Source organism: Candidatus Roseilinea sp. NK_OTU-006, assembly GCF_012931985.1.
Classification (GTDB): domain Bacteria; phylum Chloroflexota; class Anaerolineae; order J036; family Brachytrichaceae; genus JAAFGM01.
Map to the genome: position 1 here is coordinate 20,337 of NZ_JAAFGM010000021.1, position 23,771 is coordinate 44,107.

Annotated in this window: 21 protein-coding genes; 11 read left to right on the top strand and 10 right to left on the bottom strand. The window is 63.2% G+C overall.

Features of this window, described 5'->3' with window-relative positions:
- Positions 1-64 precede the first annotated feature (64 nt).
- The 5 genes from GXH28_RS10910 to GXH28_RS10930 form a co-directional block, all read right to left on the bottom strand.
- Positions 65-1,099 carry an extracellular solute-binding protein gene (locus tag GXH28_RS10910; protein ID WP_320447950.1) on the bottom strand — a complete coding sequence of 345 codons (1,035 nt, stop codon included), beginning with the start codon at positions 1,097-1,099 and terminating at the stop codon, positions 65-67.
- 163 nt (positions 1,100-1,262) lie between these two features.
- Positions 1,263-2,564: a glycoside hydrolase family 140 protein gene (locus GXH28_RS10915; protein ID WP_206156809.1), complete on the bottom strand. Its 1,302-nt coding sequence runs from the start codon at positions 2,562-2,564 to the stop codon at positions 1,263-1,265.
- Positions 2,552-4,813, bottom strand: a complete 2,262-nt coding sequence (locus tag GXH28_RS10920; RefSeq protein WP_169239059.1) for a hypothetical protein — start codon at positions 4,811-4,813, stop codon at positions 2,552-2,554. Before GXH28_RS10920 ends, GXH28_RS10915 begins: the two co-directional genes overlap by 13 nt.
- 34 nt (positions 4,814-4,847) lie before the next feature.
- Positions 4,848-5,381 (bottom strand): YqaA family protein, encoded by a 534-nt coding sequence (locus GXH28_RS10925; RefSeq protein WP_206156811.1) that lies wholly within the window; start codon positions 5,379-5,381, stop codon positions 4,848-4,850.
- 113 nt (positions 5,382-5,494) lie between these two features.
- Positions 5,495-5,821: a MoaD/ThiS family protein gene (locus tag GXH28_RS10930; protein ID WP_169239061.1), complete on the bottom strand. Its 327-nt coding sequence runs from the start codon at positions 5,819-5,821 to the stop codon at positions 5,495-5,497.
- Positions 5,822-6,018: 197 nt separating this feature from the next.
- On the opposite strand from GXH28_RS10930, the gene GXH28_RS10935 reads away from it, so the two are divergent.
- The 4 genes from GXH28_RS10935 to GXH28_RS10950 all read left to right on the top strand — a co-directional run bounded on the left by GXH28_RS10935 (position 6,019) and on the right by GXH28_RS10950 (position 10,750).
- Positions 6,019-7,773: an ABC transporter substrate-binding protein gene (locus GXH28_RS10935; RefSeq protein ID WP_169239062.1), complete on the top strand. Its 1,755-nt coding sequence runs from the start codon at positions 6,019-6,021 to the stop codon at positions 7,771-7,773.
- A 109-nt stretch (positions 7,774-7,882) separates the two neighbouring features.
- Entirely contained in the window at positions 7,883-8,959 is a 1,077-nt protein-coding gene (locus tag GXH28_RS10940; protein ID WP_169239063.1) for an ABC transporter permease, read from the top strand.
- A gap of 9 nt (positions 8,960-8,968) precedes the next feature.
- Positions 8,969-9,913 (top strand): ABC transporter permease, encoded by a 945-nt coding sequence (locus tag GXH28_RS10945; protein WP_169239064.1) that lies wholly within the window; start codon positions 8,969-8,971, stop codon positions 9,911-9,913.
- A gap of 18 nt (positions 9,914-9,931) precedes the next feature.
- On the top strand, positions 9,932-10,750 hold the full coding sequence (locus GXH28_RS10950) for a Uma2 family endonuclease (protein ID WP_169239065.1): 819 nt from the start codon (positions 9,932-9,934) through the stop codon (positions 10,748-10,750).
- A gap of 16 nt (positions 10,751-10,766) precedes the next feature.
- On the opposite strand, the gene cysS is transcribed toward GXH28_RS10950, so the two are convergent.
- Together cysS and GXH28_RS10960 are read right to left on the bottom strand one after the other, a co-directional pair.
- A complete protein-coding gene (gene cysS, locus GXH28_RS10955) occupies positions 10,767-12,224 on the bottom strand; it encodes a cysteine--tRNA ligase (RefSeq protein WP_169239066.1) in 1,458 nt (485 codons plus the stop codon).
- A gap of 13 nt (positions 12,225-12,237) precedes the next feature.
- Positions 12,238-13,371, bottom strand: coding sequence for a PIN/TRAM domain-containing protein (locus GXH28_RS10960; protein WP_320447951.1), 1,134 nt, complete (start codon positions 13,369-13,371; stop codon positions 12,238-12,240).
- Positions 13,372-13,445: 74 nt separating this feature from the next.
- Between GXH28_RS10960 and GXH28_RS10965 the strand changes: the two genes are divergently transcribed.
- The 5 genes from GXH28_RS10965 to galT all read left to right on the top strand — a co-directional run bounded on the left by GXH28_RS10965 (position 13,446) and on the right by galT (position 18,815).
- A complete protein-coding gene (locus GXH28_RS10965; RefSeq protein WP_169239067.1) occupies positions 13,446-13,991 on the top strand; it encodes a DUF3090 domain-containing protein in 546 nt (181 codons plus the stop codon).
- Positions 13,992-14,060: 69 nt separating this feature from the next.
- The gene (locus GXH28_RS10970; protein ID WP_169239068.1) at positions 14,061-14,819 is read left to right on the top strand and encodes an SCO1664 family protein; all 759 of its coding nucleotides are present in this window, start codon (positions 14,061-14,063) and stop codon (positions 14,817-14,819) included.
- A gap of 58 nt (positions 14,820-14,877) precedes the next feature.
- On the top strand, positions 14,878-16,311 hold the full coding sequence (locus GXH28_RS10975; RefSeq protein WP_169239069.1) for a bifunctional folylpolyglutamate synthase/dihydrofolate synthase: 1,434 nt from the start codon (positions 14,878-14,880) through the stop codon (positions 16,309-16,311).
- Between the two features lie 41 nt (positions 16,312-16,352).
- Complete coding sequence (locus GXH28_RS10980; RefSeq protein WP_169239070.1) at positions 16,353-17,660, top strand: LCP family protein; 1,308 nt, start codon at positions 16,353-16,355, stop codon at positions 17,658-17,660.
- 39 nt (positions 17,661-17,699) lie between these two features.
- Positions 17,700-18,815: a galactose-1-phosphate uridylyltransferase gene (galT, locus tag GXH28_RS10985; protein WP_169239071.1), complete on the top strand. Its 1,116-nt coding sequence runs from the start codon at positions 17,700-17,702 to the stop codon at positions 18,813-18,815.
- A gap of 83 nt (positions 18,816-18,898) precedes the next feature.
- Here galT and GXH28_RS10990 read toward each other — a convergent pair whose 3' ends face one another.
- Positions 18,899-20,221, bottom strand: coding sequence for a right-handed parallel beta-helix repeat-containing protein (locus tag GXH28_RS10990; protein WP_169239072.1), 1,323 nt, complete (start codon positions 20,219-20,221; stop codon positions 18,899-18,901).
- Positions 20,222-20,284: 63 nt separating this feature from the next.
- Here GXH28_RS10990 and GXH28_RS10995 point away from each other — a divergent pair, with 63 nt between their 5' ends.
- A complete protein-coding gene (locus GXH28_RS10995; RefSeq protein WP_169239073.1) occupies positions 20,285-21,028 on the top strand; it encodes a glycerophosphodiester phosphodiesterase in 744 nt (247 codons plus the stop codon).
- Between the two features lie 28 nt (positions 21,029-21,056).
- Here the strand turns inward: GXH28_RS10995 and GXH28_RS11000 are convergent, their stop codons facing one another.
- Entirely contained in the window at positions 21,057-21,968 is a 912-nt protein-coding gene (locus GXH28_RS11000; protein ID WP_169239074.1) for a decaprenyl-phosphate phosphoribosyltransferase, read from the bottom strand.
- Positions 21,969-22,114: 146 nt separating this feature from the next.
- Between GXH28_RS11000 and GXH28_RS11005 the strand changes: the two genes are divergently transcribed.
- On the top strand, positions 22,115-22,849 hold the full coding sequence (locus tag GXH28_RS11005) for an FhaA domain-containing protein (protein WP_169239075.1): 735 nt from the start codon (positions 22,115-22,117) through the stop codon (positions 22,847-22,849).
- On the opposite strand, the gene GXH28_RS11010 is transcribed toward GXH28_RS11005, so the two are convergent.
- Positions 22,850-23,716: an SMP-30/gluconolactonase/LRE family protein gene (locus GXH28_RS11010; protein WP_169239076.1), complete on the bottom strand. Its 867-nt coding sequence runs from the start codon at positions 23,714-23,716 to the stop codon at positions 22,850-22,852.
- Positions 23,717-23,771 lie beyond the last annotated feature (55 nt).

The following is a 23,771-nucleotide window of genomic DNA, read 5'->3' on the forward strand; positions in this document are numbered from 1 at the left end:
GGCAGGGTCAAGCACACACCCCGACCCTGCCCGAAAGAAGATTATGCCGGCACAGTTTGAGGGGTCATTTGTAACCGACTCGCTCAAGCAGCTTGATCGCTTTTGTTTGCAACGGCCCGTATTGGGGCAGTGAGGCCAGGTCGGCCTTGAACGAGCCGAATTGGCTCAACACCTCGGGCGGTTGGGCAGAGGGATTGACCGGATACTCGCTGTTGCCGCCGGGCAGGCCGGCCACGCCTGGGTCCTGACCGCGCGTGGCGAGCCACTCGAGCAGCTTAACCGCGTTCTCTCGGTTGGGCGCGTTCGCCGTCACGCCGGCGCCGGAGAGGTTGACCTGCACACCGCGATCCTTCTGGTTGGCCCAGAATAGCTTCACCGGAAAGTTCGGATCGGACTTCAGCTTGTTGCCAAGGTAGTAATGGTTGGTGATCCCCACGTCGCACTTGCCGGCTGCGATGGTGTCCAGAATGCGGCTATCGCTGTCAATGAAGATCGGGCGATTGGCCATCCAACCGCGCACTACTTGCTCGGTGCGCCGTTCGCCGAGGTTGGCGATCATGCTGGCGACCAACGACACGGTGTAGATGTGTGTGGCGGGACGCATGCACAACCGGCCACGCCACTTCCGGTCGGCCAATGCCTCGTAGGTTGAGAGTTCGCTCGGCTTGACCTTGGCGGGGTTGTACATCAGGGTGCGATAGCGCAAGGATAGCGCATACCAGCGCCCCTTCGGGTCGCGCAGTTCAGGGGGGATGACCGCGTTCAACACCTCCGACTGGAGGGGCTGCAGCAGCCCCTCCTCGGCAGCGATCTGCAGCGTCCCAACGTCAATGACGAAGAACACGTCGGCCGGCGTCTGCGGTCCCTCGGCGCGCAGCCGCTCCAGCAACGCCTGCGTCGAGGCGTTGGACAGGCGAACCTGGATGCCGGTCTCGCGCGTGAACTCGGCAAAGACCTTTTCGAGCGCGCCGTAGTGTCGCGCCGAATACACGTTGACGACCTTCGTCTGTGCTGCCGTCGGCGCGGGTTGCGTCAGACTCAACGAAACCATCGCTAGCGCGCCGGCGATGGGCGTAAGCAAGAACTTGCGTCTGTTCACGTCACCTTCTCCTGTTCACTCCTAGCGTCTCTGATCGTCCAGCGGAATGATTCCCGCTCAACCATCGAGACTTATACCCAGCGCACAGGCGAAGGGCAACACACGCGATCAAGGGCGACGTTTGACCACGCTTACGATGCGGGGTTAACCGGGTTTAACGCGCTCACGCGCACTTTGCGCTGCCCGGCGTCGGATAGCCGGCGCCGGCGTCGTCCAGCACCAGTATCCAATCTGGCCCAACGGGGGGAGGGACAAACGTGTGTATGCCGTCGTTTGAGACTTGTCCCGCATAATGCGCTACCCCGAGGCGCGGGTCGAACCAGTGCACGTTCAAGTGGTCGCTGCTCAGCTTGGATGTGTCCACTGTCACTGGCCGAGGCACAGGGCAGTACACCAGGGCATAGCTGCCATCGGCATCGCGCGTGGCCTGTACGTGATGGACGCCTGCGCCCGCCTCGCCGACGATGAGGGATTGGTCAGGGATACGCGAGAGGAAGGGGCGGCTGAGGAGCAAATGCTTGGCATGCTGCATCTGACCTGAACCGGGAAAGTGCATCGCTTCCTGCCAAGTATGGCGGCAAAAACTCTTCGGATTCCGGCCTGGGGCAAAACATTGCCAGATCGCGTGGCAACCGTAGGTGTGACCATGCGCGCCGGCAAAGAGCGACCAATATAGCGCTTTGCGCGCATCGTAGGCCTCCAGGTAGCCCTGGGCAATGTCGAATCCAGCGGGATGGTCTTCGTAGGGCGGTTCGCCGTCCATGCATGGCTTGGTCGGTGTGCGCGCGTAGTCGCGCGCGATCAGCTCCCAATTGGGTGCGTTGCGCGCGTGGCCGCTTTGCGCCATGTTGAAATCCAGCCAGTCGGCGGTGTGCCAGTCTTCGGACGAGGAATGTCCGCCACTTGGATGAAAGCTGATGAGGTGGCGACCGGCGTCGCCGGCGCGCAACCCGGCGGCCATGGCGTTCACGATGTCGCGATGCTCGGGCTTCTCCACCGGTCGGTCCCCGCCCAGGATCCAGATGATCGGTTGATCGCGATAACGCCTGCCCAGAAACTCGCCGTAGCGGTAAGCGTTCTCCGGTGTGAAGATCTCCGGCCCGATTCCCCATTTGCGGTTCCACTTGTCGCCCCACGTGGGCAACAGGCCACACCACATGCCCAGCGATGCCATCATGTGGATGAGGTCATCTACATGTGTGAAGTAGGCTTCGTTTGGGCGAGCAGGATCGTGGTCGACCAGCGGGCAGTGGCCGTAGGGGTTGGGGGCGTTCAGGCCGTCTTCCTCGGCTAACACCACCGCTTGGATCACGGTAAAGCCTTTAGCGGCGCGATCGCGCAGCAACACTTCAGCTTCGCTGCGATTTAAGCGGTGAAAAAGCTCCCAGATCGTGTCGCCGAGGTAGAAGAACGGCCGACCATCATCGTGGATGAGAAAGCGCCGGTTGGTGCTTATCCTGAGCATGGCGAGCGGCGGTCGGCAGAATGCTCCGGGGGATCGCCGAGGGCACCCCGTTCTATACGGCACGGCGATTCGATGCGCCATCGGTCGTCGCCGGAGACCCGCACGCGGTAGTCCGCTCCAAGACGCTCGATGCGAATATCGAAGTGGGTATCGCCGATGCGCAGGCGGCGTACCTCGGCCCAATCCCAGGTGGTCGGCAAATTCGGTGTGATGGTGATGGTGCGTTCCGCAGCGCGGGGCTGGATGCCGAGGAAGCATTCGATCGCCGGCGACACCAGCCCCACATTCGACCATAGTTGTAGGAAGCACCAATCGCCGGGCAGCGCTTCGCTTACTGCGCCGGGTGTGCGGTAGGAGAACGCGCGCGTCAGCTTGCTCACAATGGCCAGCGCCTGATCGGCATAGCCATAGCGCGCAGCCGCTAACGCCAACAGGCCGGTGTTGATGCTCATCACATCATGCCGGTCGGGATGCAGATACATGCCCCAGGGATTGCAGAACTCCTCGCTCTGCAATCGGGCAAGCGCGCGACAGGCCTGTTCGGGCGTGGCGATGCCGACTTCGAGCGGGCACAGGGTCACCCAATGGCGGAGCAACCAGGGCAGATCAACATCGCGCGGCGCATCAGCATATCGGGCCAGGTAGGGCGCAAAGCGCCGGCGCGCCGCTTCAAAGTGCTCCTGTCGCAGCTCCAGCCACTCCTCTTCACGTGCTTTCTGCTCCAACTCGGCGAGGGTGCGCTCCACTTCTGGCACGCGGGCGCGCACGTCAGCGAATAACCCCTCGTCTTCCAGCCACCACGACTCACGAATGCATCGAGCCAGCGCTGCCGCTTTGTCGGCCAAGCTGTTCCGCAGCTTCTTCGCGTCGTCGTCGGGATGGACGATCCACGCCATATCGGCGAGGCGAACCAGCGCGTCCCAGGTATATGCCGCGACGTCAACGGTCTCGAAGCCGGCGTGCATCTCCACCGTTTCAACAATGCTGCGCCCGCTGGGGCACAGATCGCCGTCTGGATCGTGCGCGCCGAGCGCGTAATCCAGCAGCCCAGCTCTACAGAAGGGATACATCTCGCGCAGGAAGTCGTCGTCGCCCGTCCACAGCCAGCATTGGTGCACGGCGCGGGTGAATGCGGGCGTCTCGACCATGTTGCCGACGTTGAACACGACGTCGGTGGTGCTGAGTTCGTGGATGACGCGGCCCGGCTCGCCGGGGTTGTGGCGCTCGCTCTGTGACCTGAGCAGGCGCAGCGTATCGCGCACGAGTTCGAACTGGCCGCTTTGCAACATCGGCAACGTCGCGTAGGCCGGGTCTATGCCAAACCACCACGGATACTCGGGCAGCCCTGCGCCCACGCCGCGGCCGATGCCCGGCACTTCGCGCACGAACATCTGGTTGATCAGCTTTGACCAAGCGGCTGCCTGGTTCAACGTCGTGTCAGGCGTGATGAGTTGGCTGGTTTCGAGGATGGCATTGCACTGCGCTTGTTTGGCCGCACGCCAGGCTTCATGGTGCGCGAGCAGGCGGCGATGCGTCGTCAGGGCTTCATTGCGCGATGCCGCCGAGCCGGCGATGGCAAAGCGAACGGTTTGGACGTAGCCGCCGTCATCCGCCAGGGCCTCGGCGCGCACTCGGTAAACGAAATGCACCGAGGTTCCTTGTCCCGGTGTGTGCTCGACAGCCCATAGGTTGCCGGTGGACGCCCGGATCGGCGCGAGGTCGGCGCCCACCACACAGGCCCACGGGTTAGCCGCGTCGGTGAAGACGCAACGCGCCGAGGCATCCACCAGTTCGGTGCCGTCCTGGTCGTCGCGCATGCCGGCGCGTTCGCCCAGCCAGGCGGGTCGCAGGTCCGAGCGAAAGAGTGCGTGCAGCGATACATCGAACGGCTGCGCTGCGCGGATGATGAGCGTGACGAGCATCCCCTCGACGCCATCCGGCGCGCAGTCTTGGCGGATGATGGTGAGCGCGTCAAAGCGATATTCGAACTCGACGTAGGCCGGATATGCCCGGCACTCGCGCGCTTCACTCAACCAGCGCGGCGCGCCTTGCAATGCGTCGCTGATGCCGAACCAGAAGCCATCGAGTAACTTGATCGGATGATTCCATACGCCCCACATCTCACCGGGCACATGACCGCCTTCGGAATCGGGGAAGAGGCCGTGCTGATTGCAGATGGAATACACCCGATCACCGCAGATGGCGATGGGATCGGTGAGGCGATGCGATTTGAACTGGGCGACGTTCATCCGAGGACGAGCGAAAAGGCGGCTGTTGTTCCCTCTATGGCGCGTTGGGGTCGAATAGACCGGTCAAGAACGGCAGGCCCCCTCGACACGCCAGCGCGATCAGCATGAATCGGACCGCTTTGCCGGAGAAAGTAGCGAACAAGAAAGCGAGCGGATGCATCTTGAGCGCGCCCGCCGCTAGCCCGCCCAGGTCGAACAAGGGATTAGGAAGTAGGGCGAGCAGAAAGACCACGACGGGGCCAAAACGCTCGGTGAGGTCATGCAAGCGTTGGTAACGCTCACCCTGAGGGAGCACGGCTGTGCCCCCGTAACCGGCCATGTAGCCGGTCATCTCACCCACGGCCGATCCTGCGCCGGCGATCAGCCCCGTGTGCAGCACCCCGTAGATCGGCGCTGCGGCGCATGCCACCACAAACGCCGGCGCAGGGATGATCACCGTCGCATTGCCCACGGCGCTCAGGATGAAGAGGCCCACCAGGCCAAGCTGGCCGAATGCAATCAGCACATCTCGGAAGCGGGTGCTTAGCAGCAGGACCGCAACGCTGATCGCAATGGCAACAATGAACATCACTACGGCCCGATCCCGATTTTTGAGAACGCGTTCAGCCGTCGTATCCATGGGCGTCTCACCGGCGGCCTGCTCAGATGCAGACGTGCGCCTCCAATGAAAGATACGCTCACCTATGCTGTGCAGTTGTGTCCACATGCCTTTTCTCTCTGGTGCCAGCGAAGGGTGGAGCAGCCGCCGCTCATGGCCGGAACGAAGTGAATCTCGCTCGTCTCGGATACCGGGTGGCGCAACCCCTGTTTGCTGTTCACGCCGTCCACCACTAACGTCAGGTTCGGCTTCAGGCGATCGCGATCCGCTTCGATCAGCCGCGCTGCAATCCCGGGGTAACGCCGATCGAGATCCTCGATCACTTGACGCACGGTTACCCCATCGGCCTGCACTTCGGCCAGACCGCCCGTCAAGCCACGCAACAACGAAGGAATCCAGACCTTTGCCATGCCAAAGATGTTCTACCTCAGTAGGTTTAACACTGTGTAGTCTGCACCGACACGCCGGTTAAGCACGCGAACCGATTTTATCCAGATGCGCTATGCGGCCTATAATCTCATTCTCATATTCGCGCAGGCGTGGCCGCTTCGTTCGGCCGCATCCTGAGCATGTGGATTCTTCTGCTTTTGCTATGCAAGGAGGAAAGATGAACACGAAGAACCGCTTTCTGCCCGCACTGTCCGCAGCGGCTGTGACCGCGCTGTTGCTGGCAGCCTGTGCGCCGGCTGCACCGGCTGCCCCAGCAGCGCCGGCGGCAACCGAAGCGCCGGCCCCTGCGCCGACCGAAGCACCCACCCCAACTGAAGCGCCGGCCCCTACCGAGGCACCGGCGGCGACCGAAGCGCCCGCTCCCACAGCCAGCGCAATGATGAAGGTCGAGGCGCCCAACTGTGACTACGGCGGCAAGATGAAAGCCATCGAGGCCGTAGATGAGTTGACCGTCAAGTTCACCCTGTGCTCACCCGATCCGGCCTTCCCCTACAAGATCGCCGGTGATTCATTCGCCATCCTCGACGCCGACTACCTGAACGAAACCGGCGGCGACAGCAATAAGATCAGCGAGAACCCGGTCGGCACAGGCCCCTACAAGCTGAAGGAATGGAAGCGCGGCGAGAGCATCACCTTCGAGGCCTTCGCCGATTACTGGGGCGAGAAAGCCAAGACGCCTACCGCGGTGCTGCGCTGGTCGAAGGAAGCCGCGCAGCGCCTGCTCGAATTGCAGTCCGGCAACGCCGATGGCATGTCGAACGTCGGGCCGGACGACTTCGAGACGGTGGAGAAAGACGCCGACCTGAAGCTCATCGAAGTGCCAGCGGCCAATATCTTCTACATCGGCTTCAACAACACCATCCCGCCGTTCGACGATGACCGTGTGCGCTTGGCGTTCGCCTACGGCATTGATCGCCAGCGCATCGTGGACGATTACTATCCGCGCGGCTCGGTTGTCGCCACCAGCTTCGTGCCGACCAGCTTCGCCGTCGGCGCATCGCCCAACGTTCCCTGGCACGAATACAACCCGGAGAAGGCCAAGGAACTGTTGAAGGAAGCCGGCAAGGAGAACCTCGAGGTGACGCTGACGTATCGCGACGTGGTGCGCGGATACCTGCCGAACCCCGGCGTCGTGGCGCAGGAAATCCAGGCGCAGCTCAAGGAGATCGGCGTCAACGTCAAGATCGAGGTCAAAGAGTCGGGCGCGTTCCTCGACTCGGTGACGGCCGGCAAGGAGGCGTTCTACTTGCTGGGCTGGGGCGCCGACTACCCCGATGCCACGAACTTCCTGGACTATCACTTCGGCCCGGAGAACAAGCAGTACGGCAAGCCCTATGACGACATCGTCGCGCTGCTGAAGGAAGGCGCGTCCACTGCCGATCTGGCTAAGCGCCAAGCGGCCTACGACAAGGTCAACGAGCTGCTGAAGAAGTACGTGCCGATGATTCCGGTAGCGCACGGCGGATCGGCGCTGGCCTTCCGCGCCGATGTCGAAGGCGCACACGCCAACCCCGTCAGCGCGCTGGTCTTCGCCGTGATGGCGCCGCCGCGCGACACCTTCGTCTATGTGCAGAACGCCGAGCCGATCAGCCTAAACTGCGCCGACGAGAGCGACGGCGAGACCTTCACCGCTTGCGCCCAGATCTACGAGACCCTGCTGCGCTTCAAGCTCGGCACGGCTGAGGTCGAGCCGGCGCTGGCCGAGAGCTATGAGTCCAACGCCGATCTGACCGAATGGACGTTCAAGCTGCGCCCGGGCGTCAAGTTCCACAACGGCGCGACGCTCGACGCCAACGACGTGGTCGCCACGATGGCCGCGCAGTGGGATGCCAAGAACCCCAACCACAAGGGGCGCACCGGCAGCTTCGAATACTGGACGGCCTACTTCGGCTCGTTCTTGAACGCCCAGTAGCGTCTCGGACGGTTAGTCAAGTCGTTCAAGTCAATCAGGTCGGTCAGGTTGTCACGTCCCACTTGACCGACCTGACAAGCTGGCTGACCAGACCGACCCACTCGCCCCCATGGCCCGCTTCCTCGTCCGCCGCTTGTTGCTCCTACTACCGGTGATGCTCGGCATCCTCGTGGTCACGTTCGTGCTGGTGCGGCTGATCCCCGGCGACCCATGCAAATCCATGCTGGGCGAGCGCGCCACGGAAGAGAAGTGCAACGCCTTTCGAGAACGCTTTGGCCTGAACGACCCGATCCCTGTGCAATTCGTGCGTTACGCCGGCAACGTGGCGCAAGGCGACTTCGGCGTTTCCATCAAGAATGGCCGGCCGGTGACGGACGTGCTGGCCGAGCGCCTGCCGATGACAATGGAGTTGACACTATTCGCCATGCTGTTCGCTTCCGTCTTCGGCATTGCGCTGGGGGTGATCAGCGCCGTGCGGCACAATACGGCGGTAGACGTCGGCGCGATGATCTTCGCCAACATCGGCGTCTCGATGCCGGTGTTCTGGCTTGGCTTGATCCTGGCCTATGTCTTCGCCCTGGCGCTGAAGGGCACGCCGCTCCAATTGCCGCCATCAGGCCGGCTGACCGCGGGCACGGACCTGCCTTCGCTGCTGAAGGTGTGGGGGATGGAAGACGCGCAGGGCTTACAGCGCTTCGTCGTCTTGTTCATTTCCAACTCGGTGCTGCTCAATTCGCTGATCCAAAGCAAATTCGACGTCTTTGTGGACGCGCTCCGGCACTTGATCCTGCCTGCCGTGGCCGTCGGCACGATCTCGTTGGCCATCATCGCCCGCATGACGCGCGGGGCACTGCTCGATGCGCTGACACAAGACTACGTGCGCGTGGCGCGCGCGAAAGGGTTGACTGAACGTTTGGTGATCCTCAAACATGCCCTGCGCAACGCGCTGGTGCCCATCGTCACCATCATCGGCTTGCAGATCGGCGGTCTGCTCTCCGGCGCGGTGTTGACCGAGACGGTGTTCAGCCTGCCCGGCGTGGGCACACAGATCGTGGACGCCATTACCGCGCGCGATTATCCGGTGGTGCAAGCGTTCACTGTGCTCATCGCCGTCATTTTCGTCGTGGTCAACCTGATCGTGGACCTGAGCTACGCCTATCTGAACCCACGCATTCGCGTGAGCTGAACCGGCGGTATGCGAGAGTCCATTCCCGCCCCTGGTATGGGCGCGACTGCACGCGAGGCCAGTCGGCTGCGCGTGCAGTCGCCATTTGCGCGGACCATGCGCCGGCTGCTGCACAATCGGTCGGCGCAGATCGGCCTGGCCATCATCTCCCTGCTGGTGCTCGTTGCGATCTTCGCCGACGCGATCGCGCCCTATGCCTACGATCAGCAGATTCGCCAATCGGGGTTGCGCCGGCGTAGCCCACCGTGCATCCACCTGTTGGGCTGCGATTCAAATAAGCCCCAGTTGATCATGGGATTGGACGGCAACTTTCGCGACCTGTTCTCGCGGGTGGTGTACGGCTCGCGCCTCTCGCTGCAGATCGGCTTCCTGACCACCGGCGCGGCCATCCTGATCGGCACGCTGCTGGGCGCGGCGGCCGGCTATGCCGGCGGCTGGGCCGACAACGTAATTATGCGCGCGATGGACGTGCTGTTGGCCTTCCCCAGCCTGCTGCTGGCCATCGCCATCGTCAGCGTGCTCGGCCCAGGGCTGATCAACACGCTGCTGGCCGTCGCCATCGTCTCCATTCCGATCTACGCGCGCGTGGTGCGCTCCAGCGTGTTGAGCGTGAAAGAGATGGACTACATCGCTGCGTCGCGCGCGCTGGGCGCATCGCCCTTGCGCATCCTGTTCGTGCGCGTCCTGCCGAACGCGCTGACGCCGGTGATCGTCGTCGGCACGCTGGGCATCGCCACGGCCATCCTCGACGCCGCCGGCCTTTCGTTCTTGGGACTGGGCGCGCAGCCGCCTACGCCGGAATGGGGGCTAATGCTCGGCGAGGAGCGCAACAGCGTGTTCAACGCGCCGCACCTGGTGTTCTTCCCCGGCATCGCCATCATGGTCACCGTGCTCGGGTTCAACCTACTCGGCGACGGCCTGCGCGATGCCCTCGACCCGCGCCGCAAGGCGTGAAGTGCTAGAATCCCTGATATGACCTCTGCGGTTGAAGCGACTCCGGCGCCGGCAGTCGTCACGGGCGCCGACGGCCTACCTCGGATCAGCCAGGAGTACCTGGAGGAATACGAGCGCTTCGTGCAGACTATCGTGACGGAGGACGACACGCCGGTGGACAACATCTTCTCCGCAAAGCAAGCGCGCCTGCTCGTCGAGTCCCTCTACGCCTCATGGCAACATCCGGAGTTCGGTCGCCGGTTTGTCGCCGACAGCAATGTGGGGGTGTTTTACGCCCTGCGGCGGCCGCCGGTAGTGCCGGACATGTTCCTCAGCCTGGACGTCACCCTGCCGGCGGACATCTGGAAGAAGACCAACCGCTCGTATTTCATCTGGGAATACGGCAAACCACCCGAGGTCGTCGTAGAGATCGTCTCGAACGCGGAGGGCGACGAGAAGCGCGCCGACGGCAAACTGCGCCTCTACGCGCAGATGGGGATCGTCCGCTATGTCGTCTATGATCCGGCGCTGCACACCGGCAGCGAGCCGCTGCGCCTGTATGCGCTGATACAAGGTCGGCTGCGCCGCACCGACGAAACGTGGTTCGACGAAGTGCAACTCGGCGTCACGCTGTGGCGCGGCATTTACGAGGAACGCGAGGACACCTGGCTGCGCTGGTGCGACCGGAACGGCGTGGTCATCCCCAGCGGTGTCGAGCGCGCCGAAGCCGAGCGCCAGCGCGCCGAGCTAGAACGTCAACGCGCCGATGCGGAGCACGAGCGCGCCGAGGCCGAGCACCAGCGCGCCGAACGCCTCGCCGCCAAGCTGCGCGCCGCCGGTATTGACCCCGACGCTTAGGCCATCCTGCGCTTAGCTAGGAGGCGATCCGCCAACTCGTGCCCTTCGGCCCATCTTCCAGCACGATGCCGAGCTTGGCCAGCCGGTCTCGGATAGCATCGGCCCGGGCGTAGTCCCGCGCTTTGCGCGCCTCGTTGCGCATCTCGATCAGGATTTCAATCAGCGCCACCTCGCGTTCGCTGTCGGCGGTTGTGGAGGGGGCAGCGCGGCTGCGCACGACGCCGAGCACATCGCCGCCGAGTTCCGTGTAGATGGCCAGCGCTTGTTCCAGCACCTGGCGCGTCGCGATGCCGCTGCTGATGGCGTGATTGATCTCCTTGCTCATGTCGAACAGGGCAGCCAGCGCAAGCGGTGTGTTGAAGTCATCGTTCATTGCGCTGGCGAATAACATGCGGGTTTGATCAAGCAGGTTCATCAGTTGGCCGCGCGTGCCCTCATCGCCGCTTTCCGGCGCATGTTTGAGCGCATCGCGCACACGACGCACGGCAGCGTCAATCCGCTCCACGCCTTTACTGGCGGCATCGAGCGCCTCGGCGCTGTAGTCGGCCGGGTTGCTGTATTTGCCCGACAGGATGAAGTAGCGCAGCGCCTCGGGGCGGTGGGACTTGAGCGCGTCCTTGATGGTGACGAAATTGCCGAGCGATTTGCTCATCTTCACGCCGTTGACCAGCAGTGAACCGGTCAGCACCCAATAGTTGGCGAAGGGCACACCATGCGCGCATTCGCTTTGGGCGATTTCGGCCTCATTGTGGGGGAAGATGTTATCTATCCCGCCGCCGTGGATGTCGAAATTGGCGCCCAAGTATTTGGTGCTCATGGCCGAGCACTCAATGTGCCAGCCGGGATATCCGCGTCCCCACGGCGAGGGCCATTGCAGAATGTGGTTCTCCGGCGCTTTCACCCACAGCGCAAAATCCATCGGGTGGCGCTTCTCATCGCGGACGGCAATGCGCTTGCCGGCCTCCATCTCTTCCAGCCGCCGGCCGCTCAGCTTGCCGTAGTCTGGATCGGACTCGACGCTGAAATACACCGAGCCGTTGACGACGTAAGCGTGGCCTTTCTCGATAAGCGTCTGGATCATCTCGATCTGTTCGGGGATGTGGGCGCTGGCGCGCGGGGAGATGTCGGGACGCACGACGCCCAGCGCATCCATATCCTCGAAGTACGAGCGCATGTAGCGCTCAACCAGTTCCATCGGTTCCACGCGCTCGCGCCGGGCGCCTTTGAGAATGCGATCCTCGCCGTCGTCGAGCATGTGCCCGACGTCGGTGATGTTTTGCACGTAACGCACCTTGTAGCCGCTGTAGCGTAGCCAGCGCACGATGGCGTCGAACGACACATACGTCTTCGCGTGTCCCAGATGGGCGTGGTCATACACCGTGGGACCGCAGACATACATGAACACGCGCCCCTCGACAATGGGGCGAAAGGGTTCCTTTTCGCGTTTGAGTACGTTGTAGATGATCAAGCTCATGATTTAGCAGCGATCAGCGATAGTTAGAGGGAATGCGTGATTCGGAGGTCGCGGGGCTGGTGCCGACCGTCTCCCGTCCTGCGGGAAGCGGCTTGGCGAAAATCATGCGGCCGGCGGCCGTCTGCAGCACTTTGGTCACGCTCACCTCGATGGATCGGTCGAGATACGCCAGACCTTCTTCGACGACCACCATCGTGCCATCTTCCAGGTAGCCCACACCCTGGCCGGCCTCTCGACCGGGTTGGATGATCTGAAGATGCAGCGATTCGCCCGGCAGCACGACCGTCTTCACTGCATTGGCCAGCTCGTTGATGTTGAGCACGGTCACGCCCTGCAACGACGCCACCTTGTTGAGGTTGTAATCGTTGGTCACAATCGGGCAGTTCCATTGCTTGGCCAGCATAATCAGCTTCTCGTCCACCCGTTGCGCATCGGGCGGATCGTTGTCCACGATCCGCACGGGCCAAGGGGATTCCTTCTGCAGGCGCTTGAGCACTTCCAGCCCGCGCCGCCCGCGCGCCCGGCGCATGGCATCGGCCGAATCCGCGACGAACTGAAGCTCGTTCAACACGAATCGCGGCACGATCAGCTCGCCGCGCAAGAAGCCGGTGTTGCTCACGTCCGCGATGCGCCCATCAATGATCACGCTGGTGTCGAGCAACAGCGGCTCGCGCATCGGGATGGGCGACTCCTCCGGCCTGCTCGCCGGCAGTTTGATGTTGAGGATTTGGAACAGCTCGCGATAGCGCAGGCTCATGATGCCGAGGCCGAGCGTGCCAAAGCCCACCGCCGCCAGAAAGGGCAACACCGGACCGAACGGCTCCGGCAAACGCGCCAGCGGAAAGGCCAACAGCGCCGCCAGCAACAGCCCGGCGCCCAGGCCCATAAAGCTGGCGATGATCTGCGAAGCGCTCAGGCTGGCGATGCGATGGTAGAGCTGTGTAAGCGGCTTGCCGAACGCCAGCGGGAACAGCAGCGCGCCGATCAGTCCGAGCGCCGTCATGGTGATGACGTGTGCGATGACATAGTTGGTAAGAGGCGGCGGGAAATAGACGCTGATCACATCGCCGAGCGACCAGCCGATGAGGCCGCAGACCACTGCACCGCAGATGCGCAGCCCAAACAGGATAGATGATTCCGTCCTCACGTTGCAAGATAAAGCCTAGATAACACCGGATGAATGCTCGGGATGATGGTAACACAGTAGTAGAATCTGTGTGTATGCCTAACCGCGCGATAGACCTGAACCCCGTCTCCCGCGTGACCGTCGGCGCCATCGGCGAACCCGGCCGACGCACGTTCTACATCCAAGCGCGCAAGGGGTCAGAACTGGTCACGCTCATCTGTGAGAAGGAGCAGGTCTCGGCTCTATGCCTGGCTTTACAACAATGGCTGGACGAGCTACGGGTCAAATACCCCAAAGGCGCGAACTACGCTCGCCTGAACACGGATATGGAACTCGAACAGCCATTCACGCCGATCTTTCGCGTCGGCCAGATGGGCCTGGGATACGACGAGAAGAACGATCTCATCGTCCTGGTCTTGACCGAACTGCTGCCCGAAGACGTGGATCAAGAAGAAGCCACCATGATTCGCTTGTTCTGTTCGCGGGCGCAGATAGACGCCCTCAGCCGGCACGGCTTGGAGGTCGTCGCCAAGGGTCGCCCCATCTGCCCGTTGTGCGGCAAGCCGATGGACCCCGAGGGGAACGTCCAGGGGTTCTGCCCGCGCCGCAACGGCCATGCCGATGAGATTGTCTTTGCGTAAGTGAATCATCCGTCACGATGCATGAACCACGATGGGGGATTCGTGACGACGGATGACGATTGATGAACGATGAGCGATTCACTCCCGGTGCAACAGGTGCTACGGATCTTGAGCGAAGGCGAGATGGAATCGTTGGGGCTGATGCCTTGGGGATCGAACTACACCTTCCTGGTTGAAGTCAAAGATCCGGACACCCCGCGCACGGAGAAAGCGCCGGCCTCGCTCTTAGCCGTCTACAAGCCCCGGCGAGGCGAAGCGCCGTTGTGGGACTTTCCGACCGGCACCCTGTGCCTGCGGGAGTATGCCGCCTACTTGGTCAGCGAGGCGCTCGGTTGGCATCTCGTGCCACCGACCGTGCTGCGCAGCGGCCCCCATGGATTCGGCTCGGTACAGTTGTTCATAGACAACGATGCCGACCAGCACTTCTTCACCTTCCGCGAAGATGCGACGTGCTGCGAACAACTCCAGCGCATAGCGCTATTTGACCTGATCACCAACAACGCCGACCGCAAGAGCGGCCATTGTCTACGCGACAAAAACGGCCACGTGTGGGCCATTGATCACGGCATCACCTTCAATGCCGATTACAAGCTGCGCACAGTGATCTGGGACTTCGCCGGTCAACCGATCAAGCCCCCCATGCTGGAGGATCTCAAACGCCTGCGCGCCCAGCTCCAGCCGGCCCAGCCTCTGAGCAAGGCCCTGCACAAGTTGCTGGACGACGCGGAGGTTTGCGCGTTCGCCAGGCGACTGGACGGTTTGATCCAGCTCAAGCACTTCCCCAGCCCAAATCGCTTCGACCGCAACATCCCTTGGCCGCCGATTTAAACATCCGCTCCACAAATCCCTGGAAGTAAGCCGCAGCGGCCCTGCGCCTGTCTTCGTCATGGACTTCTCGTCCGCCGTCGCATACATCCACGGGTTAGATCGCGTGGGTACCCCGCAACACACGCACACCTACGCTTTCCAGCATGGCATTGCCCGGGCGCGCCACTTGCTCGAACGGCTGGGGGGCGCCCCGACGGCGACCCGACGATGCGTCCTCATCGCCGGGTCGAAGGGCAAGGGCAGCACCGCCATGATGCTCTCGGCGGCGCTGAGCGCCGCCGGCTACCGCGTCGGCGTCTTCACCGGCCCGCACCTGCTCTCGCCGCTGGAGCGCTTCATCGTCAGCCAACACGCACAGCCAACGCAGATGTCCGAAGCGCAGTTCGCCACATACGCCGCGCAGATCGCGCACATCGTCAACACCTGGGACCGCCCCGCACTGGGCTTGCCGACGCGCTTCGAAGCGTTCACCGCCATGGCCTATCACTGGTTCGAGGCGCAAGGGGTGGACATTGCAGTGATGGAAATCGGCATCGGCGGACGGCACGACGCCGTCAACTTAGCCGAACCGATCATCTCGGTCATCACCAACATCAGCCTCGAGCATACGCAGATGCTGGGCCGCACGCTGGCGGAGATCGCGTATGCCAAAGCCGGCGTCCTGCGCGCCGACAGCGCCGGGGTGATCGCGCCACAGGCGGAGGAGGTCACGCGCGTCCTCTGGGGTGAGGCGCGCCGGCTGGGCAGCCTCGAAAGGCTCTACTTCGCCGAGGCGTGCTGCTCGGTGACGTGCGCCGGCATCCACATCGGGGCGACTGCCAGTGAGAGCGGGCAGTGGTTGCGCGTCCAGATGCGGGACGCATGCGCCGACGCAACCTCCGCTGAGGCGGACGGCCACGCGCTGCTGTTCTGTCCATTGTTAGGCCGCTTCCAGCTCGAAAATGCGGCGACCGCGATCACCGCGCTGCGCGTGCTGCGCGCGCGGGACTATCGCATCAACAGCGCCGACCTCCGGCGGGGGTTCGCCGGCCTGCGTTGGCCAGGGCGGTTCCAAGTGCTGCACCGCGACCCGCTTATCATCGCCGACGGCGCGCACACGCCATACTCGATGAGCCAACTGTGCGCCTCGCTCCAGGAGTACTTCCCCGGCCGCCGCATCCACTTCATCATCGGCGCGCTGCGCGATAAGGACACGCGCGGCATCCTCCAGGAAGCCGCGCGCGTCGCCATCTCCCTGACGTTCACCGACATGAATACGCACCGCGCCGTGTCGGCCGAGCAACTCCTCGCCACATGGCAAAGGCTCGATTCGTCTCATCCCCCAAGTGACGCGCAGCAGGGCCCAGCCGTTCCCCGCGCGTTTACTGCATCAGCGGTTGCATCAGCCGTTCGGCAAACGCTCGCGCGCGCGGCGCGCAACGATGTCATCTGCATCGCGGGGTCATTACATCTCGCCGCCCTGGCCATCGAGAGCGCAAAAGATTTTGCGTAGAATGGCCCGCCGAACGGCGCATCATCCGCCCTGACCCGGCTATGATCCCGAACCCATCTTCTCCACGACGGCGCAGACGCTTAAATGGGATTGCCATCCTCATCGTCGCAGGGATCGCGTTGTTCGTGCTGCCGACGGTCGGCTGGCTGGCCTTGCGCGCGGCCAACGATTTGACGCAGCGCATGGAGCAAGTGGTCAACGGCGGCGCCGAATCGCCGCCCCTCGACCTGTCGGAGATTGGGGTATGGCAAGGCCAGGAGCGCATCACCGTGTTGCTGCTAGGCATAGACCAGCGGCCTGGCGAAGACCCCAATTCCGCCCGCGCCGACACACTCATCTTGCTGACGCTCGATCCGCTCGAGCGCACGGCCGGCATCCTGAGCATCCCGCGAGACCTGTATGTGCCGTTGCCGGACCGCGGGCAAGATCGCATCAACACAGCGCACGTCTACGGCGGACCAGAGTATGCGATGCGCGCAGTGGAATACAACCTCGGCATCCCGATCCATCACTACGCGCGCGTGAACTTCACGGCGCTCATCGCGCTGGTTGACCTCTTGGGCGGCGTCGAGATTTACAACGATCGCGACATCTACGATGCGACTTATCCCGACGACGCCTACGGCTACGCGCCATTCACCTTACCGGCCGGCTGGCATGTGCTGGACGGACGCACGGCTCTGAAGTACGCGCGCACGCGACATGGCGCGAGCGACTTCGACCGCATGCGCCGACAACAACAGATCGTGCTCGCCCTGCGCGAAAAGCTGCGCACAACCGACGTCGCCACAAAAGTGCTGCCACAGATTCCGCAAATCCTCCAGGCGCTCAGCAACGCCATCCAGACCGACCTGAACCCGGTCGAGATCGTCCAGCTCGCCCTGATGGCCAAGGACATCCCCGATGACCGCATCGCGCGCGTAGCCATTGACGAGACGGCGGCGCAGCCATGGACAACGCCACAGGGCGGCAGCGTCCTCATCCCGATCCGCGAGCGGGTGCGCGAGCTGCGCGAACGGTTCTACCACCCGCTGGCCTCAGCGCAGACAGAGGCGCCGGCCTCGATCGGCCTCATGCGCGTCGCCATCCAGAACGGCACGCTGCGCGCAGGGCTGGCAGCCAGGACAAAGGCCTACCTCGAAAGTCGCGGGGTCATCGTTGCGAACATCGCCAATGCGCCTGTGCGTTACGCACGCACGGTCATCGTGGACTATCGGGGCAAGCCGGACATGGCGCAGCGACTGGCCACCGAGCTGGGATTGACGTTGACGAGCGTGGCCACCATCTCCGACCCCAACAGCCCGCTCGACGCGCTGGTCATCCTGGGAGACGATTTCCAACCGAGATAGCAGGCAAGCCGGCTTGTCTGCCCGAAGGGCTGCGCGACAATGCAGCGCATGGATCGGTCGCTGCCGCATCGTCGTTACAACCCACTCACCGACGAGTGGATTCTGGTCTCGCCACAGCGCGCGACGCGCCCGTGGCTGGGCGCAGTGGAGAAAGGGACGCAGGCGCGTCGGCCCGAATACGATCCGGCGTGCTACCTGTGTCCGGGCAACACGCGCGCCAACGGCGCAATCAACCCGCCATACACCGGCGTCTATGTGTTCGACAACGACTTCCCCGCCCTCCTGGAGGCGCCGCGCGCAGCGCTCAGCGTCGAAGCGCCAGCCTCCCCGCCCTCCATCCTCCGTTCACAGTTGGAAACCGGCATCTGCCGCGTGATTTGCTTCTCCCCGCGCCACGACTTGACGCTGGCCGAGCTGCCGGTTGCCCAGATCCGCGCTGTGGTGGATGCCTGGGTGACGCAGTGCGAGGAACTTGGCGCGCGCGACGACATCGCCTACATTCAGCTCTTCGAGAACAAGGGGGAAATCATGGGCGCGAGCAACCCACATCCGCACGGCCAACTGTGGGCCACGCGCCACATCCCCACCGAGATCGTGAAAGAGACGCGCGGGCAGTTGCGCTATCTGACGGGCCGGCGCGGCCGCGATGGGGAGACGGCGGGGCAAGAGGATATGAAGCAACTGGGAGCTTCACCGTCCAGCCTGCCGCTCTTGCTCGATTACCTGGAGATCGAGCGACAGGCCGGCGAGCGCATTATCTTCGAGAACGCCCACTTCGTCTGCCTCGTCCCGTTCTGGGCGATTTGGCCGTTCGAGACAATGATCGTGCCAAAGCGACATACGCGCCGGATGGTCGAGCTGACCGAGCCGGAGCGCGACGCGTTGGCCGACGCGCTCAAGCGCATGACTACGCGCTACGACAACCTATTCGAGGTCGCCTTCCCCTATACGATGGGGGTGCACCAAGCGCCCTACGACGGCGAGCCGCACGAGGAATGGCAGATGCATCTGCACTTCTACCCGCCGCTGTTGCGCAGCGCCACGGTGCGCAAGTTCATGGTGGGCTACGAGATGCTGGCGCAGCCCCAGCGCGACATCACGCCGGAACAAGCTGCCGAACGCCTGCGCGGCTTGAGCGAGGCGCGGTTTGTGTAGGGGACAGGGGGCAGGGGGCAGAGGTCAGAAGCCAGAAGTCAGAGGGCGGGAGTGGGGAGTCGGAAGTCGTCATCAATCATTGCTCAGTCCATCTCATTGCTGCTCACGTTGATATCCCGGCAGCCGATCAGCTTGATGCCGGCTTCGAGGTTGGCGCGGATCTCGTTGTCTTGGATCAGGCTATCGCGCACGCGCTCGAACTGCACGCCGACGCGGTTGTCGAGCAGCTTATTGCCATGGACGTTGAAGTGGTGGCAGCGCGGGCCGGCATAACGCGCGTCACGCTCGGTCCAGGCGCGGATGGCGAAGTCGTTGTGAACGAATGTGTTGCCGACGATGTGCGTCTCATAGCTGTCGGCACACTCGGGGTAGAACTCGCGGAACAGTTCAGTTCGGCGCTGGGCGTCGGCGTTCACCCAGAGCTGCACACCTGCGCCGTTGCGCTCAAAGATATTGCCGGTGATGGTGTTGTGATGGCCATGCTCGATCGCCACGCCAGCGATGCGATTGCCCTTGATCGAATTCCCCTCGACGGTCGTCTCGCTCGACCAGCCCAGCCAGAACCCATAGGCGCAGTTTTCGGCGCGGTTGTTGCGAAAGAGGTTGCGCTGCGAGAACGTCGCCTCGAAGGCGATGTTCGGGCTAAAGCTGCCGTCGTTGTTCTCGAAGAGGTTGTCGTTACAAGGCACTTTGACCTGGTCTTTGTGAAAGCCGCCGAGGAACACCCCGTCGCCGCTGCTGCGCAGCCGGTTATTGCGGATAATGTTCCTGGACGAGTTGCACATGATCACCAACGCGGCGGCGTCGGCACCGTTGTGGTAGCGTTCGCCGTCGGAGCCGGCGGTATACACCCGGCAGCAGAAATCGGCCGTGTTGTCCTCGATGAGGTTCTCGGACGACTCGAACAGCAAAATGCCGTAGCCGCTGTTGTGCGAAGCGTCGTTGTGGGCAACCTCAACGCGGTTGCACCCGTAGAGCAAGATGCCGTTTTGCTGGTGGCGCACGTCGTTGCCGACGACAAACGAGTCTATGACGCCAGAGAGAAAGATGCCGCCGCCGTAGGCCTGCTCGCGCGGCAGCCACACGTCCAGAAAGGTGTCCGGCGAGGGCAACTCATGCGTGCGCGTCACGCAGTTGTTCAGGATATGCACGCCGGCGCTGGCGTTCACCCAGATGCCGTGATAGAAGCGCTCGACGCGCAAGTTCTTGACCGTCACGCTGACGCGCTGATCCACCTGCACGCCGCGCCCCTTGAAGTCGTCGCCGATGATCAGCGCGCCGTTGCCGTCCAGCATCACGCCATCTTTGGCGATGCACAGCCCGTTTGGCAGGTAGTACACGCCCGGCCGCAGCACGGTGTCGCGGGTGAGGGTCATCCCATCTTCGGGGACGACGAGTTCGGCCATCGCATCAATCTTACCCGCGCGCTGTTGGGTGCGACCACGCGCCACGAGCGTAGAATGCCGGCGATGAACCATTGGCTGAATCCGATAGATCGTCCACTCATCATCGGCCACCGCGGCGCGAGCGCGCACGCGCCGGAGAACACCCTGGCCGCGTTCGTGCTGGCCGTGGCACAGGGGGCGGATGGCATCGAGCTGGACGTGATGCGTTGCGCGACCGGCGAAGTGGTCGTCATCCATGACGACACGGTGAACCGCACGACGGACGGCGAGGGCCGGGTGCGCGCCCTATCGCTGGCCGCACTGCGCAGGCTGGACGCAGGCAACGGCGAGCGCATCCCGACGCTCGATGAAGTGATCATCGCCACTGCCGGCGCATCTCGCCCCTTCCTGCTGAACATCGAGGTCAAAAACGATGCCGCGCCGTTCGATGGGCTGGAGCGATTGGTGGTCGAGGTAGTCCGGCGACACGGCTGCGAAGATCGCGTGTTGTTCTCCTCGTTCAACCCGCTGGCGGTGCGCCGGCTGGCGCAATTGGCGCCCGATATCCCACGCGGCATCTTGTATCACCACGCCATGCCAGCCTACCTGCGCGAGGTGTGGCTGGCGCCGCTCGCGCCGCACGAGTTTCGCCACCCCGATATCGGCCTCATCACGCCGGAGTTCGTGGCGAGGTTGAAGGCGCAAGGCAAACGGGTGAACACGTGGACGGTCAACACGCGCGCCGACATCGTTCGCGCTGCTACGAGCGGCGTGCACGGCATCATCGGCGATTCGCCGCTCGCGATACGCGATGCGCTGGGCATCTGACGCGGCGCAACCATTCGGCCGCTCCCACCTAGCCCGTATAGAGCACGGCGATCGCGGCCAATGCCCACAGCACAAACGTGACCTGCAATGGGCGATCTTTCAGCGCCAGTTCGTCGGGTGCGCCGCCTTCGCCTTTCGCGTGCACGAGATACAAGTAACGGAACAGGGCATACACCACGAAGGGTATGGTCAGCATCATGGTGTGGTTGGGCGGCAACTGTGGCGCAAAAAACGTATAGAAGGTGTATGACACGATCAGCGCGCCGGTGACGATCGCGATAATCTGGTCGAGCAAAGGTAAGGAGTAATGATCGAGCGAAGCGCGCGTTGCGGAGCGCCCACCCAGCTCAACCAGCTCGGCGCGCCGCTTGCCGAAACCGATCAACAGCGCAAGCAGCGCCATGCAGGTATAGAGCCACGGCGAGAAACGCTCGGCATCCACGAGGGGCGTGCCGGCCGCCACGCGTAAGACGAAGCCGGCGGCCAGGAAGATCACATCCAGGATCACGACATGCTTGATCCTGAATGTGTAGAGTGTGGACATCGCCAGATATGCCAGCGCGATGGCGCCGAACGCGAGATTCACGGCAAACGCGACGGCGAGTGATACAACGGTCAGCAGGGCTGCCCACGCAACGGCGAACGGGATCGGCAAATCGCCGCGCGCGATGGGGCGATTGCGCTTGGTCGGATGGGCACGGTCCGCGTTCACGTCGGCGCAGTCGTTGATCAGATACACCGCCGACGACAACAAACACAACACGGTGAAGCCGATGAGCGTGTTGATGAGTGGGCCAGGCTGGAAGAGCTTGCCGTCGAACACGAGCGCCGCGAAGATGAAGATGTTCTTCGTCCACTGTTTGGGGCGCATGCTGCGCAACAGTCCTAGCGCAACACGGCCGACGTGCGGCAGCGCGGCAACCGCCTCGTTCGATTCCATGCGGGCAATGATATGCGATTGTGGCGGGTCGCCGGTCATTGTGGTTGGTTTCTGATCGCCGATCGCCGGTAATTGGTAGCCGAGGCCGATTCAGTCAAGCTACAATCCCATTAATCGCCAAGCATCAATAATCATTCCTGCGACACATGCACCGCTTTGAAGACCTCGCCCAACAGTTGATCGAAGCGTCGCTGGCGCGTGCCCTTGGGGGCAAGCTGGAAGCGAGCGAAGTGCTGCGCGCCATCGTCCGCGCCATCGAGGATGCGCAGGCCGGTGCCGGCGCGCCAATCATCCCGAACCACTTCTGGGTGACGCTGAACGACGGCGACTTGCGCGCGCTCGAAGCCGCCCGGCCGCGCCTGGCCGACGAACTCTCCGAGCAGGCGCGACAGATCATGCTGCAGATGGGGCTACGGCTGGACGCGCCGCCGCGCGTGCTATTGTGGGGCGCGCCGCACGTGGCGCCGCATCGCTTGCAGGTGAAGGCGCGCTGGATTGCGCCTAATCTGATGCAGGCCGATACCTCGGCCACGCCAGCGCTGGCCGTGTCGCTGCCACGCCGTCCCTTTCTCATCGTAGACGGACAGCGGCAGATCAGCCTGACTTCCACGCTCGTGCGCATCGGTCGGGCGCACGACAACCACGTGATCGTGGACGACCGGCGCGTGTCGCGCCACCACCTCGAGCTGCGCTGGCAGAACGACTTGGCACGCTTCCTGGCCGTGGACTTGAACAGCAGCGGCGGCACACGCCTGAACGGCTATCCGATCCAACAGTGCACGCTCGAAGCCGGCGACGTGCTCTCGCTAGGCGGCGTCGAGATCATCTACGGCGAGGAATTCACGCTGCAGTCCACCACAGCGCTGCCGCCTGCGCCGTGACTACAGCAGAATGCGCGAGAGATACTCCGGCAAGCCGCGCACGCCGGAGATGCGCAAGCGGAACAGCGCGCCGGCGCCCTGTCCCTCTTCTGCCTTGTTGTTCCCGCCCGCGGTGGTGACATACATGTCGCGATAATCATCGCCGCCGAAGATCACCGACGACACCTTCCTGGCCGGGAAGGGGATGCGCAGCGTCTCTTTACCGTTGCGGTCGTAGCGGATCAGACAACTACTGTCCCAGTGGGCCGACCACACGTTGCCCTGGGCATCTACCGTCATGCCGTCCGGCAGGCCATCTTCCGGCCCATGCTTGACGAAGATGCGCTGGTTGCTCAACTGGCCTGTTGCTTCATCGTAGTCGAACAGATAGATCGCATACGCCTTACTATCAGTGTAGTACAAGCATTTGCGATCGAGCGTCAGCCCCATGCCGTTCGAGCAACTGATGCCGTCGAGCAGCTTGTGAATCGAGCCGTCGCGGTCGAGGCGATACAGCCGGCCTGGCCGGTCGCGGGTGGGCATCGTGCCGCAAAACACCCGGCCGCGCGAATCGGCGAACACGTCATTGAAGCGCGTCTCGCGTTCTTCCGGCAACTCCTCGATGATCGTGCGCAGCTTGCCGTTCTTCCACGTCGCGACCGAGCCGCGATCCATGAACAACAGCAGCGCCCCATCGGCCTGGATGGTGAAGCCACCGACCACGCGGCCGACATCGAACTGCGCATGCCGGCCGGTCGCCGGCTCATACCAGAACATGCGCGGGTTTTCGATGTCCAGCCAGTACACGCGTTTCTCCATCGGATGCCACAACGGCCCTTCGCCGCACTCGCAGGCATAATCGGCGATCAATTCGAGTTCGTATTCCATGCCGGAGATGGTAATTCGTAATTTGTTATTGGCAATTCTTATGGGAGATTGGAGA

What these genes read in the sequence shown, in the direction of transcription:
- GXH28_RS10915 (WP_206156809.1), bottom strand. Translation starts at nt 2,564, where the DNA reads ATGCTCAGGATAAGCACCAACCGGCGCTTTCTCATCCACGATGATGGT.
- GXH28_RS10920 (WP_169239059.1), bottom strand. Translation starts at nt 4,813, where the DNA reads ATGAACGTCGCCCAGTTCAAATCGCATCGCCTCACCGATCCCATCGCC.
- GXH28_RS10925 (WP_206156811.1), bottom strand. Translation starts at nt 5,381, where the DNA reads ATGTTCATTGTTGCCATTGCGATCAGCGTTGCGGTCCTGCTGCTAAGC.
- GXH28_RS10930 (WP_169239061.1), bottom strand. Translation starts at nt 5,821, where the DNA reads ATGGCAAAGGTCTGGATTCCTTCGTTGTTGCGTGGCTTGACGGGCGGT.
- GXH28_RS10935 (WP_169239062.1), top strand. Translation starts at nt 6,019, where the DNA reads ATGAACACGAAGAACCGCTTTCTGCCCGCACTGTCCGCAGCGGCTGTG.
- GXH28_RS10940 (WP_169239063.1), top strand. Translation starts at nt 7,883, where the DNA reads ATGGCCCGCTTCCTCGTCCGCCGCTTGTTGCTCCTACTACCGGTGATG.
- GXH28_RS10945 (WP_169239064.1), top strand. Translation starts at nt 8,969, where the DNA reads ATGCGAGAGTCCATTCCCGCCCCTGGTATGGGCGCGACTGCACGCGAG.
- GXH28_RS10950 (WP_169239065.1), top strand. Translation starts at nt 9,932, where the DNA reads ATGACCTCTGCGGTTGAAGCGACTCCGGCGCCGGCAGTCGTCACGGGC.
- cysS (WP_169239066.1), bottom strand. Translation starts at nt 12,224, where the DNA reads ATGAGCTTGATCATCTACAACGTACTCAAACGCGAAAAGGAACCCTTT.
- GXH28_RS10965 (WP_169239067.1), top strand. Translation starts at nt 13,446, where the DNA reads ATGCCTAACCGCGCGATAGACCTGAACCCCGTCTCCCGCGTGACCGTC.
- GXH28_RS10970 (WP_169239068.1), top strand. Translation starts at nt 14,061, where the DNA reads ATGAGCGATTCACTCCCGGTGCAACAGGTGCTACGGATCTTGAGCGAA.
- GXH28_RS10975 (WP_169239069.1), top strand. Translation starts at nt 14,878, where the DNA reads ATGGACTTCTCGTCCGCCGTCGCATACATCCACGGGTTAGATCGCGTG.
- GXH28_RS10980 (WP_169239070.1), top strand. Translation starts at nt 16,353, where the DNA reads ATGATCCCGAACCCATCTTCTCCACGACGGCGCAGACGCTTAAATGGG.
- galT (WP_169239071.1), top strand. Translation starts at nt 17,700, where the DNA reads ATGCAGCGCATGGATCGGTCGCTGCCGCATCGTCGTTACAACCCACTC.
- GXH28_RS10990 (WP_169239072.1), bottom strand. Translation starts at nt 20,221, where the DNA reads ATGGCCGAACTCGTCGTCCCCGAAGATGGGATGACCCTCACCCGCGAC.
- GXH28_RS10995 (WP_169239073.1), top strand. Translation starts at nt 20,285, where the DNA reads ATGAACCATTGGCTGAATCCGATAGATCGTCCACTCATCATCGGCCAC.
- GXH28_RS11000 (WP_169239074.1), bottom strand. Translation starts at nt 21,968, where the DNA reads ATGGAATCGAACGAGGCGGTTGCCGCGCTGCCGCACGTCGGCCGTGTT.
- GXH28_RS11005 (WP_169239075.1), top strand. Translation starts at nt 22,115, where the DNA reads ATGCACCGCTTTGAAGACCTCGCCCAACAGTTGATCGAAGCGTCGCTG.
- GXH28_RS11010 (WP_169239076.1), bottom strand. Translation starts at nt 23,716, where the DNA reads ATGGAATACGAACTCGAATTGATCGCCGATTATGCCTGCGAGTGCGGC.